Origin of the sequence: Cloacibacillus porcorum (assembly GCF_001701045.1) — a bacterium.
Classification (GTDB): Bacteria; Synergistota; Synergistia; order Synergistales; family Synergistaceae; genus Cloacibacillus; species Cloacibacillus porcorum.
Genome location: NZ_CP016757.1, coordinates 1,901,562 through 1,915,138, shown reverse-complemented (window position 1 = coordinate 1,915,138; position 13,577 = coordinate 1,901,562). Strand labels below are relative to the sequence as shown.

The window sequence follows — 13,577 nt, the reverse complement described above, 5'->3', positions numbered from 1 at the left end:
ACGGCGCCCGGATGGGTAAGCACTACCGAAAAGAGGGAAGCGGCGGTTCCCGCGTAATAAGACTGGCTCTGTTGCTGCTCCTTATTGCGGCTCTTATATATGTGGTGGCCGGACGCCTCGGCGCTCCGGTCGCCGAAAAATCGCAGGACAGCGGCACTGTTGCCGTCAGCGCCGACAGCAGCGCGGACGCGAAGCTGAAAGACAGGGAGCCGTCCGCTTCGGCCGATGTTGCCGTGGTCTCTCTTGATACGCCCAAAAAAGAAAAAGAGGATAGTCCCGCAAGCAAAAAATCGCCGGTGGATGAAAAATACGGCGGCCCCGTGCCGTTGCTGGCCCTCATCGTCGATGACGGCGGAGGGCAGATTGAATATACAAAACGTGTCGCGGCGCTGGACATTCCGCTCACCTGGGCGATAATGCCCTATCTGCGCCATTCAAAAGATACGCTGGCGCTTGCGGAGTCCAAGGGGATTCCCTGCCTGTTGCACCTGCCGATGCAGGCGGAGATAGACAAGGACAGCTCGCAGTATATAATCGGCAAAGGTATGGGCGCGGCAGAGGTACGGCAGAAGACCGCCGCCGCCCTTGATTCGCTGCCCGGCGTCGTCGGCATAAACAACCACCGGGGTTCGCTCGCCACCGCCGACGCCAAGCTGATGGAGCCGGTGATGGCGGAGCTCAAAGAGCGAGGCCTCCTTTTCGTCGACAGCCGTACCTCAGGCAGGAGCGTCGCCTACCAGACCGCTGTGGCGGCGGGGGTCCCCTCTGTACAAAACCGCGGATTTCTGGACAACACCGCCGACAAAAACGCCATTGCCGCCCGCTTCCGCGAGATCGTAAAAAATGCCCAGCGGCGGGGTTCGCTGGTCGTAATATGTCACTTCCGCCCATCTACGGTGATGTTTCTGGAAGAGCTTAATAAAAACTACAAAGAGCTGCCCGTAAAGCTGGTAACGATTCCCGAAATGTTCAAACTCATGAAAGATAACTCTGCTGAACTGGAAGGAGGTATCTGATGGTCTCCTCTGAAAATAACATCGTCGTCGGCCTGCAATGGGGTCAGGAGGGTAAGAACCGACTGCTTGACTTTTTCGCGAACCGCTCTGAGGTCATTGTGCGGTTTCACGGTTCCGCCTCCGGAGGCCATGAGATAACCGCCGGCGGCGAACATTTTACGCTCGACTATTTGCCCTGCGGCATCCACCACGCGGGGAAGCTCTGCGTTATAACCCACGGGGTGACCCTTGACCTTGAGAAGATATCGGAGGAGATCGCCGGACTCACGGCGGCGGGAGTATTCCGCTCGCGGCTGCTCATCAGCCCGCGCTGCCCGCTGATCCTTGACTATCATAAAAGGCTCGACGTCCTGGCCGGACGCCTGCTTGGCCATGATCTGAACCGCACGATGGAACAGCGCGGCTACGGTCACGCGGTTACGGACAACGTGCGCCGTCTCGGAATCAGGGCGGGGGATCTGCTTGCTCCCGAGCGGCTGCGCGAAAGGCTTGAACTGAACCTCAAGATTAAAAACGAATACTTTGAAAAGATATACAACGAAAAGCCGATGGACCCCGCTAAACTCTTCACTAAGATAATGAAAGAGGGACAGCGGCTGCTGCCCTATATCGGCCCGGTGGACGAAGCTGTCTCCAGGGCTGTGGAGCGCAACATCGGCACCCTCTTCGCTGGCTGCAGCGGCAGCCTTAACGATCTCAGCTGCGGCGTATATCCCTATGTCCTGCCGGGGACGACCATCGCCCCCGCGGCCTTTCTCAGCGCGGGACTGCGCCATAGCGCCTCGCTGCGGATAATCGGCGCCGCTAAGGCCTACTGCACGAAAAGCGGGCCGGGCCCCTTTATCACGGAGGATAAGAGCGCAGTTGCCGCCTTTATCAGGACGCGCGGCAGCGAATACGACAAAATAGGGGAGACTCCGAGGCGCATCGGCTGGCTTGACCTGCCGGCGCTTAAATATGCCGCGCAGATCAACGGCGCGGACCTTCTCGCCGTGACGAAACTTGACGTCCTTACGGGGATAGACGAGCTGAAAATATGCACCGGTTACATGGTAGGGGGCGAGCTGCGCACGAGCGGCGACCTCACCGCCGAAGAGTCCGCCGCCGCCGAACCGGTATACGCCGCCTTCGAGGGCTGGCGCGACGAGCTGCCTGGATGCACCGACTTCAATCTGCTGCCGCCGCAGGCTCAGGCCTATATCCGTTTTATCGAGGATTTTATGGGGCTGCGCGTCATCTGGACCGGCCTTGGAACCCAGTGGGGCAACGCCCTCTACCGGATAAATTGACCCGCAGGCCGAAAGGCGAAAGCGCCGAAGCCGCTAAAACAAACTTCCCGGCAGAGGCGCGCGCGTGGGCTCTGCCACCTCTATGATCCACGAAGCAAGCCTCGTGCCGTAGCCTACCGCCTGACGCAGGGAAAAGCCCCTTATCAGCGCCTCCGTGGTTCCCGCGAAAAAGGCGTCGCCAGCGCCGCTTGTGTCTGTTACCTTTGTTTCTATAGAGGAACAAAAGCCAAATTCCCCCGAGGCGGCATCATAGTATACGGAGCCGTATTCTCCCAGAGTCACCACCATTGATTTAAGACCGTTGGCGTCGACGTATCCGCGCAGCAGCGTGAGCACCTGTTCCGGTTCCCGCGCGCGGACCTCCCTCTCAAAAAGCCGTCCAGCTTCCGTCTCATTGCAGATATAACACTCAAGGCCGCCGAGCATGGCGCGGTTGCGGAGGATGACCTCCATATTTCCCGTTATACCGTAGACCTTTTTGTTATACCTCTTCGCGAGGGAGAGGACTGTGTCCGAAATATAATCGTTGAGGTCAAGCTCAAGGACGATGTTCCGGCAGCCGGCGATGATCGACTCGCCCTCTTCCCGGACGATATCCTCCATAATGGAGAGGTCAGGCATCTGCGAGATGGAGGCGGCAAGATCTCCGTTCTGGTCCATGACCGCAAGCCATAACCCCATGCCGGAAGAGGCGGCTCGCCGCACATGGGTGACGTCGATACCCTCATCTTTCAGCCTGTTGAGCACCTCGATGCCGAGTCCGTTGCCGTCGACTGAGGAGACGAACGAGACCTTTGCGCCGATGGCCGCCATGTCCTCCGCGACGTTGCGTCCGACCCCGCCGTGGATAAATCTCACCGAGCCGACATTTCTCCCCAATGGGTCATAGCGGTAAGCGGCAAAGCCCTTGCAGTCCATAAATACGGTTCCGAAGACGACAGTTTCTGCAGACATAGATGATTCTCCTTCACGGCGTTCTTTACGTGTTAAATATTAACATAACACAGCTGATTATAAAAAATGGGGTGAGATTTATTTTTACAGAACAGGATATTTACCGTGTTTTTTATCTAAACGACCGCCGCGGCGACGTCCCTGCAGACCGGCGGCTCCATGTTGATGGTTCCTTCTATTGCCGGCACTTTGCAGTCGGTACAGATCAGCTCTCGGGGATACCAGTGCCGCCAGGTTTGCATCTTTACAGTAAAGTGTCCTATGTCGCTTTTCGCTATTTTCCGTAAACTTCTTCTTTTGTAAAATAACCGCTGTCGATGAGGACTTTGTTGAGGTTTTCTTTAGTGACAAGCTGACCGGTTATTAGATTTGAGGGTACAGTGCCGCCACTGTGGTTGTCGAAGTCAGCGTTTACGTTCACCTTTTCTCCCCTCGCCATATGAAAAGCTTCATTGACCGCCGTGGCGGACAATTCTTTGAGGTCCATGTAAAAGGTGACGTCCTGCCTGCCTTTGACAATGCGTCTTACCGCTTCCAGTTCGGCGTCCATGCCTGTGATGGCGACATGATTTTTGATCCCCAGTTCTTCAAGTGCTTCGGCGCAGGCCTCGGCTATTTTGTCGTTAGGGGACAGGATCGCATCGATCCTGTTACCGTTGGCGGATATGGCCTCCTTAACAATTCGCTTGGCCTCTGAGGGAGACCAACCTGGGACGGCGCAGTCGAGGATGATATTTATGTCGCTTCTAATTTGTGATATGTAACGCATCGCTCCCTCATATAGCAGTGCCGCGTTATTATCGCCTGAATCGCCGCGCAGAAGGATATAATCGCCTTTATATACCGCCTCAGATATATACTGCCCCATCTTTTGACCGATGCGTGCGCTGTCATAGCCGACGAAAAGGTCAATTTTTTTCCCAAGCACCACGCGCGCATAACATATTACCGGGACATTCTTGCTTTTCGCGTACTCCAGAATATTATCTACATTGGCGACGCTTCGCGGTGTCAGTATCAGTACGTCGATACCTTTGTCTATCATCTCCCGGCAGTCTTCCTGCTGTGTCTTTGGCGTGTTTGTCTTGTTAAGGCGCACCTCTATATTAGCGCCTAGCTCTTTCGCGCGCGCCTCCATGTATCTTTTTTCATTTTCCCAGCGGATGGCGTTGCCGACGCCAATGGAGACGCCGATCTTTACATCTTTTTTTTCGTCGGCTCGGTGAAACATGATGGTAGCTGCCGCCACGAACAGCACAGTCAGTACGGCAATCGTTATTTTTCTGGACATATCTTTCCCACCTCAAGAAGTTTTTCAAAAGCGGCCCGGTCCATGGGCTTCGCATAGTAATATCCCTGTGCGATAAAACAGCCGTACTCTCTCATCATTTCCACGTTCTCCAGCGTCTCAACCCCTTCCACGACTATTTTGATCTGTAGCTTTGATGCCATTTGAGCTATCGCCGCGAATATTGCCCGCTGGCGTTCGCTGTCCGTGTCCTCTCTCAGGAATCCCTGGTCGATTTTTAGGACGTCGATCGGAATATCTTTGAGCATGTTCAGCGATGAATAGCCGGAACCAAAATCATCCATAGCAATGGCGAGCCCATTGGCGTGCAGCTCTTCAATAAACTTACCGACCATATCCTTGTCCGCAATGAAGTCTGTTTCTGTAAGTTCTACTTCAATAAGTTCGGGAGGAACGCTGTATTTACGCAGTCTGTCTGTCAATTTATCAATGAAATTGGCGGTCATGAAATGCGCCCGTGAAAAGTTAACAGAAACCGGCAGCGTACGGACTTGTTTTTTCATCTGCGCTGCAAGAAATTCCAACGTTTTTTCAAATATTTTCAGATCAAGCGCGACGACAAGTCCCGTCCGTTCGCAGACAGGGATAAACTCTCCAGGGGGTACGAGCTGCCCGTCGCTCCTGCGCCAGCGCGCAAGCGCCTCCGCGCCAGTCAGTCTTCCTGTTTTGATATCGACCTTTGGCTGGAAAAAGGGTATGATCTCGTCGTTGGCTAAAGCTGACTCTATTGCGCGCTTAGTCTGCTCGTCGTGTATCATACGTCGGTCAAATTCCTCCGAATAGACGGCCACATGCTTATAACGGATTCCCTTGACTGTCTGTGCTGCTATCTTTGCCTTGTCAAGCATCAGGCTGATGCTTTCATTTTTGTTGGCGATCGCATACAGTCCAGCGGAAAGGTAGACCGATACCTCTTCTACCTGCAGTTCGGCGGAGAAGAGATGGTTGATGTGCCTGGAATCTCTGTCCCTCAGCAGCGCGATAAAGCGGTCGCTGTAAACGCGTGCGATGAACTCTCCCTTGTTCAGGCGTTCTGCGAAAAACTCATAGATACGGCGAAGGACTTTGTCGCCGAAATCGAAGCCGTAGAGTCCGTTTATATATTTAAAATTATCGATGTCAAAAGTAAAGAGGCTGTAGTGGACATCTCCTGGCTCTCCAAGCACTTCCTGCATATCTAAGGTGAACTTTGCGTAAGTGCTGCCGCCGGTTATCGGGTCGACGAAAGCTATCTTTCTGAACATTTCGCCCTGCCGGTTTTTATAGTGGAGGAAATAGGCCATGCTGAGTCCGCAAATCAGTACGATAACGCAAAGGATGAAGTAGAAGAGCTTTATCACGATACTTGCATTCGGAGAGACGGCATTAGTTGCAACACTCGAAATGAGATACCAGTCGTATACCTGATCGATCGGCGTATAGGCAGAGAATATCTTTTTCCCGCCTACGGCTGTCTCCATAAAACCCGGTCTATTTGCACGGATATCTTTTTCAAGCTGCCTTGCCGCCTCTGGATTTTCAGCGTAAAGCATGCGGAAATAATTATCCGACTCGCGGCTGTACTCATTCTGTGTGGAGCTGATGAGTATATATCCCTTGTCGTTTATGATATACATGAACCCCTGCGAGGAAAAAAGAGATACGGAACATAGCTTGTACATCTCAGGCAGTGTATATGACTTCTGTACCGTGCCAACGACTTTCCTATCATGATACACTGGCGTGCTGATGATAAAGACGTTGTCTCCATTCATTCTTGACACGATTTGATCCGATATATTGCTGATTCCCTCCATAGCCAGTCTGAAATAACGTCTTCCTGAGATGTCCAGCTCTTTTCCGTCTGGAAAGACCGCCATACCGTCCCCCAACGCGAAGAACAAATTTTTATCACCGGTCTGTTTGACAAACTTTATAAAATAGGACTTCATCTGTTTTCCGCTGTTATAGTGATCGGCCAGCTGTTTCGCGGCAAGATCAAGGTTATTGACCTCGAGCATCAGCTTGCTTGTAATAACGTCTTTATTTTGGGTTACTATCTCTGTCAAGTTGATCTTAGTATCGGAATTGAGCAGATTCTGTACCCTGCCCATGAGAAAAAATACCGCGGCAAGGAGCGCTGCGTTTACCAGCGCTGTTATAAACAGCGGCAGCTTTCTGGAAACTGTTACCTTTCCTCTGGAGCTTTTCATCACCTGAATGTCTCACCCTAGATACAACATAATAATTGCCTGAAAACTGTAAAACCATGCGGATATAAAAATAACAAGCACCCAGGCGCATATGCATACTAAGGCGGACACCGCCGCGCATATCTGCAATGGCAAGTATGAATACACTATATCGTATTTCATTCAAAAAGGGAATCGCTTAAAAGTTATTTTAAACGAATAAAAAACAACAGCTGCCGTCACCGCTGCGATGGATGCGGCTATTCCTTACGGTGAGGGCTGGGGATCTCTCCCGAAAGCACGAGCGCGCACTTAGCCGCGCCCGGCCCTGCAAGCTCATAGAGTACCGAAGAGGCGAGTATTATTGTCAGCAGCATGTCTCCCATATCCGGCGGCAGGATGCGCTGGGCGAGAAAGGCGAGGCCGATGGCGACGCCGGCCTGCGGTATCAGCGCGAGCCCCAGCAGACTCTTCACCTTACAGGCGCTGCCGGTGAGCGCGCATCCGGCGTAGGCTCCCGCGTACTTTCCCGCGATGCGGATCAGGAAATAGACCACGCCCGCCGCGCCGAAGGCCTTTAGGCTGCCCAGGTCGAGGCTCATGCCGGAGTAGATGAAAAAGGTGGACATGATCGGCGGCGAAAAATTATTTATCTGCCTGTAGAGCTCCCTGTCCTCGGTGAGGTTGATATAGACCGCACCGAAAAGCATACAAGAGAGCAGCGGCGAAACGTTGAGTATCACGCAGATACCGGAGATCGCGAGCAAAAACGCGATCACGAGGATCAGCCGGTTTTCATTGCTCCGCTTCTCCGTGATCATCCTTTTCAGGACGAGGCCGCTCAGAAAGCCGAGGACGAGGGCCAGGATGTTGAAGAAGAGCGGCGCCAGGAGGTTGACAAGTCCCTTGCCCTCGTTGCCGCTGATGCCGATGAAGGCAGTTGCCAACGTAAAGGCGAATAGGCAGACGGCGTCGTCAAAGGCGACAACCTGCAGAAGCGTATTCACAAACTCGCCCTTCGCGCCGTACTGGTTGATCGTCATCAGCGTGCTTGCGGGGGCCGTAGCAGTCGCGATCGCGCCGAGAAGCAATGAAAAATCCCACGAAAAAGAAAACATGAAGCGCATCGCGACAGAGACGGCGACTCCCGCGACGAGAGCCTCGAAAATAGTTATCACGACCACCTTCGTGCCGCTGCCGCAGATGACCTCCTTTTTAAAAAACCTGCCGACGTCAAAGGCGATAAAGGCCAGCGCGACATCGCTGATAAAGCTAAGATTCTCGATCGTCGCCTCGGGGATGATGTGCAGCATTCCGGGACCGATGAGCATCCCCGCGATGATATATCCGCTTACGTTGGGAAGCCTGAAAAGCTTCGTGACCCTCGTGGCGAAAAATCCCGCGAAAAGAATCAGTGACAGAGATAAAAGTACCAATGTAGACGTATGTGAATGGATAGCTATGGCAGCCATCGCGTCAACCTCCCCTCTATAAATATTGAATAATTTGAATATTTAGTGATATTATATAGGAGAAGTGGATAAAGTAAAATTATGAAATATTTATATGTGATAAAATTTTGTTATATCGGTGGGAGGTAAGGAGAATGCTTGACCAGAAGGTAAGAACCTTGATAAAGGTCTGCGAGACTATGAGCTTCACTCGCGCCGCCGCCGAACTCTCACTCACGCAGCCTGCGGTGAGTCAGCATGTGAAACAGCTTGAACATGAGTTCGGTATAAAGATATTCCACCGCAAAGAGGGGGAGCTGCGGCTGACGGCGGAGGGAGAGATACTTCTGCGCTACGCGAAACGCTTCACCAACATGTATGACGAGCTGCGCAAAAACATCCACGAGGAAAAGCGTTTCCTGAAACTGATAACTGTCGGCATCACTCATACCTCGGAGAGCAACCAGATCGCCGAGGCTCTCGCGCGGTACTGCAGCATTAACGACGGCGTGAAGATGACAGTCGTCACCGATACAATAAACAACCTCTATGAGAAACTGAAAAATTACGAGGTGGACATCGCCATCGTCGAGGGCAAGTGCGTGGAGGGAGGATTTTGGACCGTGCACCTCGACACGGACCTCCTTGTCGCCGCCCTCTCAAATGACAACCCGCTCGCGAAACATGGGATCATCACCATCGAGGAGCTTAAAAAAGAGAAGATGATCCTGCGCCTGCCCGACTCAGGCACGCGCAACCTCTTTGTGTCGCACCTTGAGAGCCTCAATATCTCGATCGACGAATTCAACGTCATCCTAGAGGTCAACAATATCGCGACCATCAAAGACCTCATCCGGCGCGGCTTCGGCATATCGATCCTCGCGAGGAGCGTCTGCCTTGACGAACTGCGGAAGGGCAAGATCACTGTGCTGCCCGTCGAGAACCTCAGCATGGAGCGGGAGATAAATATCGTCTGCAATAAAGATTTCGAACACCGCGACATTCTGCGCGACATCGCCCGTACCTACGCCGAAACTTCGCGGCTCTACGAGCTGGGCGTAAACGGTGCGGCGGACGTCTGATGCTCTTCAGCTGCGTCGTCATTCGGAAACCCGGTACTGTTCGGCTGTTTCGTGTACTTTGATTTTGCCGGAGGCGGTGAAGCTGAATACCGCATACTGAAAGTGCGGCTCCGCTATGGACAATATCCGCTTCGAGAGATAAAATTTCTTTGTGCGTCATTGAGGATAAGAGTATCAGTGATATCAGTATTTACGCAGGAGGTAATAGGGTGAAGAAAACAGCGGCATTACTGCTTGCCATAGCAGCGCTTTTTGCGTTCGGTGCGATTTCATACGCGGCGGACGACACGGTTGGCTACGTAGACGATATGGGAGTGCTGCAGCAGTTCTCGAAGTTCCAGCAGGCTCAGAAGCAGCTTGACGAGCTTGGCAAGAAGAAGTCGAACGCGGCGAAGGCTGCCTTTGACAAGGAGAGCGACGAGAAGAAAAAGAGCGAAATAGTTCAGAACCTCCAGTTTGAAATGCGGGAAGAAGAGGCAAAGCTGATGAATCCTGTACTCAAAGAGGTGAATGACACGATCGCGAAGGTCGCCAAGCAGAAGGGCGTCACGATCGTTGTAAACAAGGCGCTTGTCTACTACGGCGGCATCGATCTCACACAGGACGTCGTCAACGCCCTTAAGAAGTAACAGCTGTAAAATAGGCTGAATACGCGCGCCGCCCTTTATGGGGCGGCTTTTACTTTGTCTTTTTGACTATGATTGACTTATATTGACCATTAATATATAATCATTATTGGTTAAATTCAGGCGGGCCTTTGTCCAAAATCAGAGAAACGGAGTGAAGACATTGTCGTCATCGAGTCTTACGAGGAAAATAGAAGAGTATATCGGACAGCTGCTTGAAGAGAATGGCGGAGGCACCATTTCACTTCGCAGAAAAGATCTCGCGGAACTCTTTGAATGCGTTCCAAGTCAGATAAATTATGTCCTGAGAAGCAGATTCGCGCCGGAAAACGGATTTCTGGTCGAGAGCCAGCGCGGAGGTCACGGTTACATCCGCGTGGTACAGCTGACATTTAAAAATTGTGACGAAGAGGTCCTGCACCTTGAGGACCTTATCGGCAATAAAATATCGGAGCAGGAATCTAAGCGGCTGCTGATGAACCTGCAGAACAGAAAGCTGATATCCGCCAGAGAGAGGCTTCTCATCGAAGTCGCCCTGCGGAGTCAGGAGGAGTACGGGCGCACCCTTTATGATATCTCCATCTATAAACGGGAGATCATGAGGGCTGACCTGTTGAAAAAGTTACTTACGAGCCTTGCGCTTAGTTAGGAGGCGTTGCCATGTTATGCGAACAGTGTAAAGTCAGACGCGCGGAGATTCATCTTGTCAATGTGGTGAACGGGGAGCGGCAGGTACAGCATCTTTGCCGGGAGTGCGCGGAAGCCCATCTGCATCTGGATGACGTCTCGAATCTATTGAAAATGTCCTTCTCGGTCGAGGGGCTGATGGATATAGAAGAGGCCTTCAAAGAGCTGGTGATCCCAGCGCTGCGGGGCGCCTACACCAGAAAGAGGGCGGCACGCCTCTGTCCGCACTGCGGCGGAGTGCTGCCTGATGCGATGTTTGAGGAGCGTACGAAGTCCCAAAGCGTACCCGCTGAGGAAGAAGTAAAAGATGACACCTCCGCGCGCGTGATGACGGCGGAGGAGGAGCTTTCTGAGCTCTCAAAGAAAATGGAAGCGGCCGTAAAATCGGAAAATTACGAATACGCGGCGCAGCTTCGCGACAGAATGGCTGAGTTGAGGAAATCTAATATGACCCAGGGTAGTGAATTATAATGTGGCATAACTTTACAGAACGGGGCAAGCGCGTATTTCAGCTTGCGCAGAAAGAGGCCCTGCGAATGGGCCATGAGGTGATCGGGACGGAGCATGTCCTTCTGGGGCTGCTCTACGACAACGACGGCCTCATTACAAAGATACTGGCGGACCATGACGTTACGCCGGAGGTGCTGGTGAAGGAGATCGAGCAGTTTGCCGGGATCGGCGCGCCGCGCTACGGGCAGGTTGACCTGCCGATGAGCCCGCGCGCGAAATGCGTGATGGACTTGGCGATGCGCGAGGCCCGCAGGATGGGCGTCAACTATATAGGTACGGAGCATATCTTCCTCGCGATATTAGCGGAGGGCGAGGGAATGGCGGCGCGGCTTCTGGCCTCGCACGGCCTTGAGCTCGATAACTGCCGGCGGCTTGTCGCGGAGCAGATGGGTGGAATGGCCTCGGAGCGCGGACAGCAGCCGCCGAGACAGCCCGAAGACCCGAGGGGGCGGACGCGCGGCGCGGCGCCCTCAAAGACTCCGACGGTGGACCAGCTGGCCATCGACCTCACTTTGATGGCGAAAAACGGCGAACTGGACCCCGTCATTGGACGGGTGAAAGAAATTCAGCGTGTGGTGCAGATACTTTCGCGCCGCACGAAAAACAACCCTGTGCTGATCGGCGAGCCGGGCGTCGGCAAGACGGCTGTCGCCGAAGGGCTTGCGCAGAGGATATTCACAGGCGACATCCCCGAGATACTCAAGGGTAAGCGCGTAATGCAGCTCAATGTCGCGAACCTCGTCGCGGGCACAAAATACCGCGGCGAATTTGAGGAACGTATGCGCCGCCTCGTAAAAGAGATACGCGAGACGAAAAACATCATCCTCTTTATCGACGAAATCCACACCATCGTCGGCGCCGGCGGCGCGGAGGGGGCGGTGGACGCGGCTAACATCCTCAAGCCGAGCCTTTCGCGCGGCGAGTTCCAGGTCATCGGCGCTACGACGATAAACGAGTACCGGAAGTACATCGAGAAAGACGCCGCGCTCGAGCGCCGCTTCCAGCCCGTGCAGGTAGACGAGCCTACGGAGGAGGAGACGGTGCTGATCCTCAAAGGGCTGCGCGACAGCTACGAGGGACACCACCGCGTGCGCATCACCGACGAGGCCCTTGAGACGGCGGCGGCGCTCTCGAAGCGTTACATCACGGACAGATTCCTTCCCGATAAGGCGATAGACCTCATCGACGAAGCCTCGGCGCGCGCGCGCATCAACACCCTTGAGATTCCCGACGAGCTCAAGGCGCTGGAGCGCAGCATCGACGACCTTCGCAAAGAGAAGGAAGAGGCGGCCGCCTCGCAGGAATTTGAAAAGGCCGCCTATCTGCGCGACGAAGAGCGCAAGGCGAAGGAGCAGAGCGAACAGTGGCGGCGTGAATGGACGGAGTCCCGCAACAAGATCACTCCCGAGATAAAGCCGGAAGATATCGCCTCTATCGTGGCGGAGAGCACCGGTATACCGGTGACACAGCTCACCGAAGAGGAGAGCCGCAGACTGCTGCGCATGGAGGATGAACTCAAACGCCGCATGGTCGGCCAGGAGGAGGCCCTTCACGCGGTGGCGCGCGCCGTGCGCCGCGCGAGAAGCGGTATGAAAGACCCCAAACGTCCTGTCGGCAGCTTCCTCTTCCTCGGCCCTACGGGAGTCGGCAAGACGGAGCTCGCGCGTTCGCTGGCGGAATTCCTCTTCGGCAGCGAAGATGCGATGATCCGCATGGACATGAGCGAATACATGGAACGCCACGAGGCCGCCAAGCTCATCGGCGCGCCCCCCGGATACGTTGGTTTTGAGGAGGGGGGCAAACTCACGGAGGCGATCCGCCGCAAACCCTATTCCGTCGTACTCTTCGACGAAATAGAGAAGGCGCATCCCGACGTATTCAACATCATGCTCCAGCTACTCGAGGACGGGCGGCTGACCGACGGCCACGGCCATGTCAGCGACTTCCGCAACTGCGTCGTAATCATGACCAGCAACGTCGGCGTATCCGACAATATGGGCGGACGCTCACTCGGCTTCGGCGGAGCGGAGGAACAGAGCGCCGCGGATGCGCGGCGGATGAAAAATACGGTGCAGGAGGCGGCGAAGAAGGCCTTCAGGCCGGAGTTCCTCAACCGTATCGACGAAATACTGGTCTTTGAGCCGCTTGGACGTCCCGAGCTGGTAAAAATCGTCGACATCATGCTCGAAGAGGTGAAAAAACGCGCCAATGAAAACCATATCGAGCTTGATGTTGACGAAGAGGCCAAGAGGCTGATCCTCGACAAGGGATACGACCCGAAATACGGGGCGCGTCCGCTGCGGCGCACCATCCAGAAGATGATCGAGGACGAGATATCCAACCGCCTGTTGGAGGGCAACATCTCGCACGGCGATAAAATCACGGTAAGCCGCGACGGGGAATCACTGAATTTCCAGATTTGCGGTAAAAATTAGCGCGAAAAATCCGGGGGCGGTCAATTTACCGCCCTCGGATTTTATTT

11 protein-coding genes are annotated in these 13,577 nt (G+C 54.0%); 7 read left to right on the top strand and 4 right to left on the bottom strand.

From position 1 onward, the window contains the following. The first annotated feature begins 11 nt into the window (after positions 1-11). Together BED41_RS08565 and BED41_RS08560 are read left to right on the top strand one after the other, a co-directional pair. Positions 12-1,016 carry a divergent polysaccharide deacetylase family protein gene (locus BED41_RS08565; protein WP_066744871.1) on the top strand — a complete coding sequence of 335 codons (1,005 nt, stop codon included), beginning with the start codon at positions 12-14 and terminating at the stop codon, positions 1,014-1,016. Then, positions 1,016-2,305: an adenylosuccinate synthetase gene (locus BED41_RS08560; RefSeq protein ID WP_066744870.1), complete on the top strand. Its 1,290-nt coding sequence runs from the start codon at positions 1,016-1,018 to the stop codon at positions 2,303-2,305. The genes BED41_RS08565 and BED41_RS08560 overlap by 1 nt, the downstream gene beginning before the upstream one ends. A gap of 33 nt (positions 2,306-2,338) precedes the next feature. Here the strand turns inward: BED41_RS08560 and BED41_RS08555 are convergent, their stop codons facing one another. From BED41_RS08555 to BED41_RS08540, 4 genes are all read right to left on the bottom strand, one after another. Beyond that, positions 2,339-3,259 carry a carbohydrate kinase family protein gene (locus BED41_RS08555; RefSeq protein WP_066744869.1) on the bottom strand — a complete coding sequence of 307 codons (921 nt, stop codon included), beginning with the start codon at positions 3,257-3,259 and terminating at the stop codon, positions 2,339-2,341. A 274-nt stretch (positions 3,260-3,533) separates the two neighbouring features. Then, positions 3,534-4,550, bottom strand: coding sequence for a sugar ABC transporter substrate-binding protein (locus tag BED41_RS08550; protein WP_066744867.1), 1,017 nt, complete (start codon positions 4,548-4,550; stop codon positions 3,534-3,536). After that, positions 4,535-6,760, bottom strand: a complete 2,226-nt coding sequence (locus tag BED41_RS08545) for a bifunctional diguanylate cyclase/phosphodiesterase (protein WP_084002359.1) — start codon at positions 6,758-6,760, stop codon at positions 4,535-4,537. The genes BED41_RS08550 and BED41_RS08545 overlap by 16 nt, the downstream gene beginning before the upstream one ends. A 239-nt stretch (positions 6,761-6,999) precedes the next feature. After that, positions 7,000-8,211: a cation:proton antiporter gene (locus BED41_RS08540; protein ID WP_066744863.1), complete on the bottom strand. Its 1,212-nt coding sequence runs from the start codon at positions 8,209-8,211 to the stop codon at positions 7,000-7,002. A gap of 134 nt (positions 8,212-8,345) precedes the next feature. On the opposite strand from BED41_RS08540, the gene BED41_RS08535 reads away from it, so the two are divergent. The 5 genes from BED41_RS08535 to BED41_RS08515 all read left to right on the top strand — a co-directional run bounded on the left by BED41_RS08535 (position 8,346) and on the right by BED41_RS08515 (position 13,530). Next, positions 8,346-9,272 carry a LysR family transcriptional regulator gene (locus tag BED41_RS08535; protein ID WP_066744861.1) on the top strand — a complete coding sequence of 309 codons (927 nt, stop codon included), beginning with the start codon at positions 8,346-8,348 and terminating at the stop codon, positions 9,270-9,272. Positions 9,273-9,481: 209 nt separating this feature from the next. Beyond that, positions 9,482-9,901, top strand: a complete 420-nt coding sequence (locus BED41_RS08530) for an OmpH/Skp family outer membrane protein (RefSeq protein WP_066744859.1) — start codon at positions 9,482-9,484, stop codon at positions 9,899-9,901. Between the two features lie 160 nt (positions 9,902-10,061). Further along, complete coding sequence (locus tag BED41_RS08525) at positions 10,062-10,547, top strand: CtsR family transcriptional regulator (protein ID WP_066744857.1); 486 nt, start codon at positions 10,062-10,064, stop codon at positions 10,545-10,547. 11 nt (positions 10,548-10,558) lie between these two features. Then, positions 10,559-11,056, top strand: a complete 498-nt coding sequence (locus BED41_RS08520; RefSeq protein ID WP_066744855.1) for a UvrB/UvrC motif-containing protein — start codon at positions 10,559-10,561, stop codon at positions 11,054-11,056. After that, a complete protein-coding gene (locus tag BED41_RS08515) occupies positions 11,056-13,530 on the top strand; it encodes an ATP-dependent Clp protease ATP-binding subunit (RefSeq protein ID WP_066744854.1) in 2,475 nt (824 codons plus the stop codon). Before BED41_RS08520 ends, BED41_RS08515 begins: the two co-directional genes overlap by 1 nt. Positions 13,531-13,577 lie beyond the last annotated feature (47 nt).

Excerpts from the sequence above, each read along its gene's own strand:
- BED41_RS08520 (WP_066744855.1), top strand. The coding sequence starts at position 10,559 with ATGTTATGCGAACAGTGTAAAGTCAGACGCGCGGAGATTCATCTTGTC.
- BED41_RS08555 (WP_066744869.1), bottom strand. The coding sequence starts at position 3,259 with ATGTCTGCAGAAACTGTCGTCTTCGGAACCGTATTTATGGACTGCAAG.
- BED41_RS08535 (WP_066744861.1), top strand. The coding sequence starts at position 8,346 with ATGCTTGACCAGAAGGTAAGAACCTTGATAAAGGTCTGCGAGACTATG.
- BED41_RS08560 (WP_066744870.1), top strand. The coding sequence starts at position 1,016 with ATGGTCTCCTCTGAAAATAACATCGTCGTCGGCCTGCAATGGGGTCAG.
- BED41_RS08550 (WP_066744867.1), bottom strand. The coding sequence starts at position 4,550 with ATGTCCAGAAAAATAACGATTGCCGTACTGACTGTGCTGTTCGTGGCG.
- BED41_RS08545 (WP_084002359.1), bottom strand. The coding sequence starts at position 6,760 with ATGAAAAGCTCCAGAGGAAAGGTAACAGTTTCCAGAAAGCTGCCGCTG.
- BED41_RS08515 (WP_066744854.1), top strand. The coding sequence starts at position 11,056 with ATGTGGCATAACTTTACAGAACGGGGCAAGCGCGTATTTCAGCTTGCG.
- BED41_RS08540 (WP_066744863.1), bottom strand. The coding sequence starts at position 8,211 with ATGGCTGCCATAGCTATCCATTCACATACGTCTACATTGGTACTTTTA.
- BED41_RS08565 (WP_066744871.1), top strand. The coding sequence starts at position 12 with ATGGGTAAGCACTACCGAAAAGAGGGAAGCGGCGGTTCCCGCGTAATA.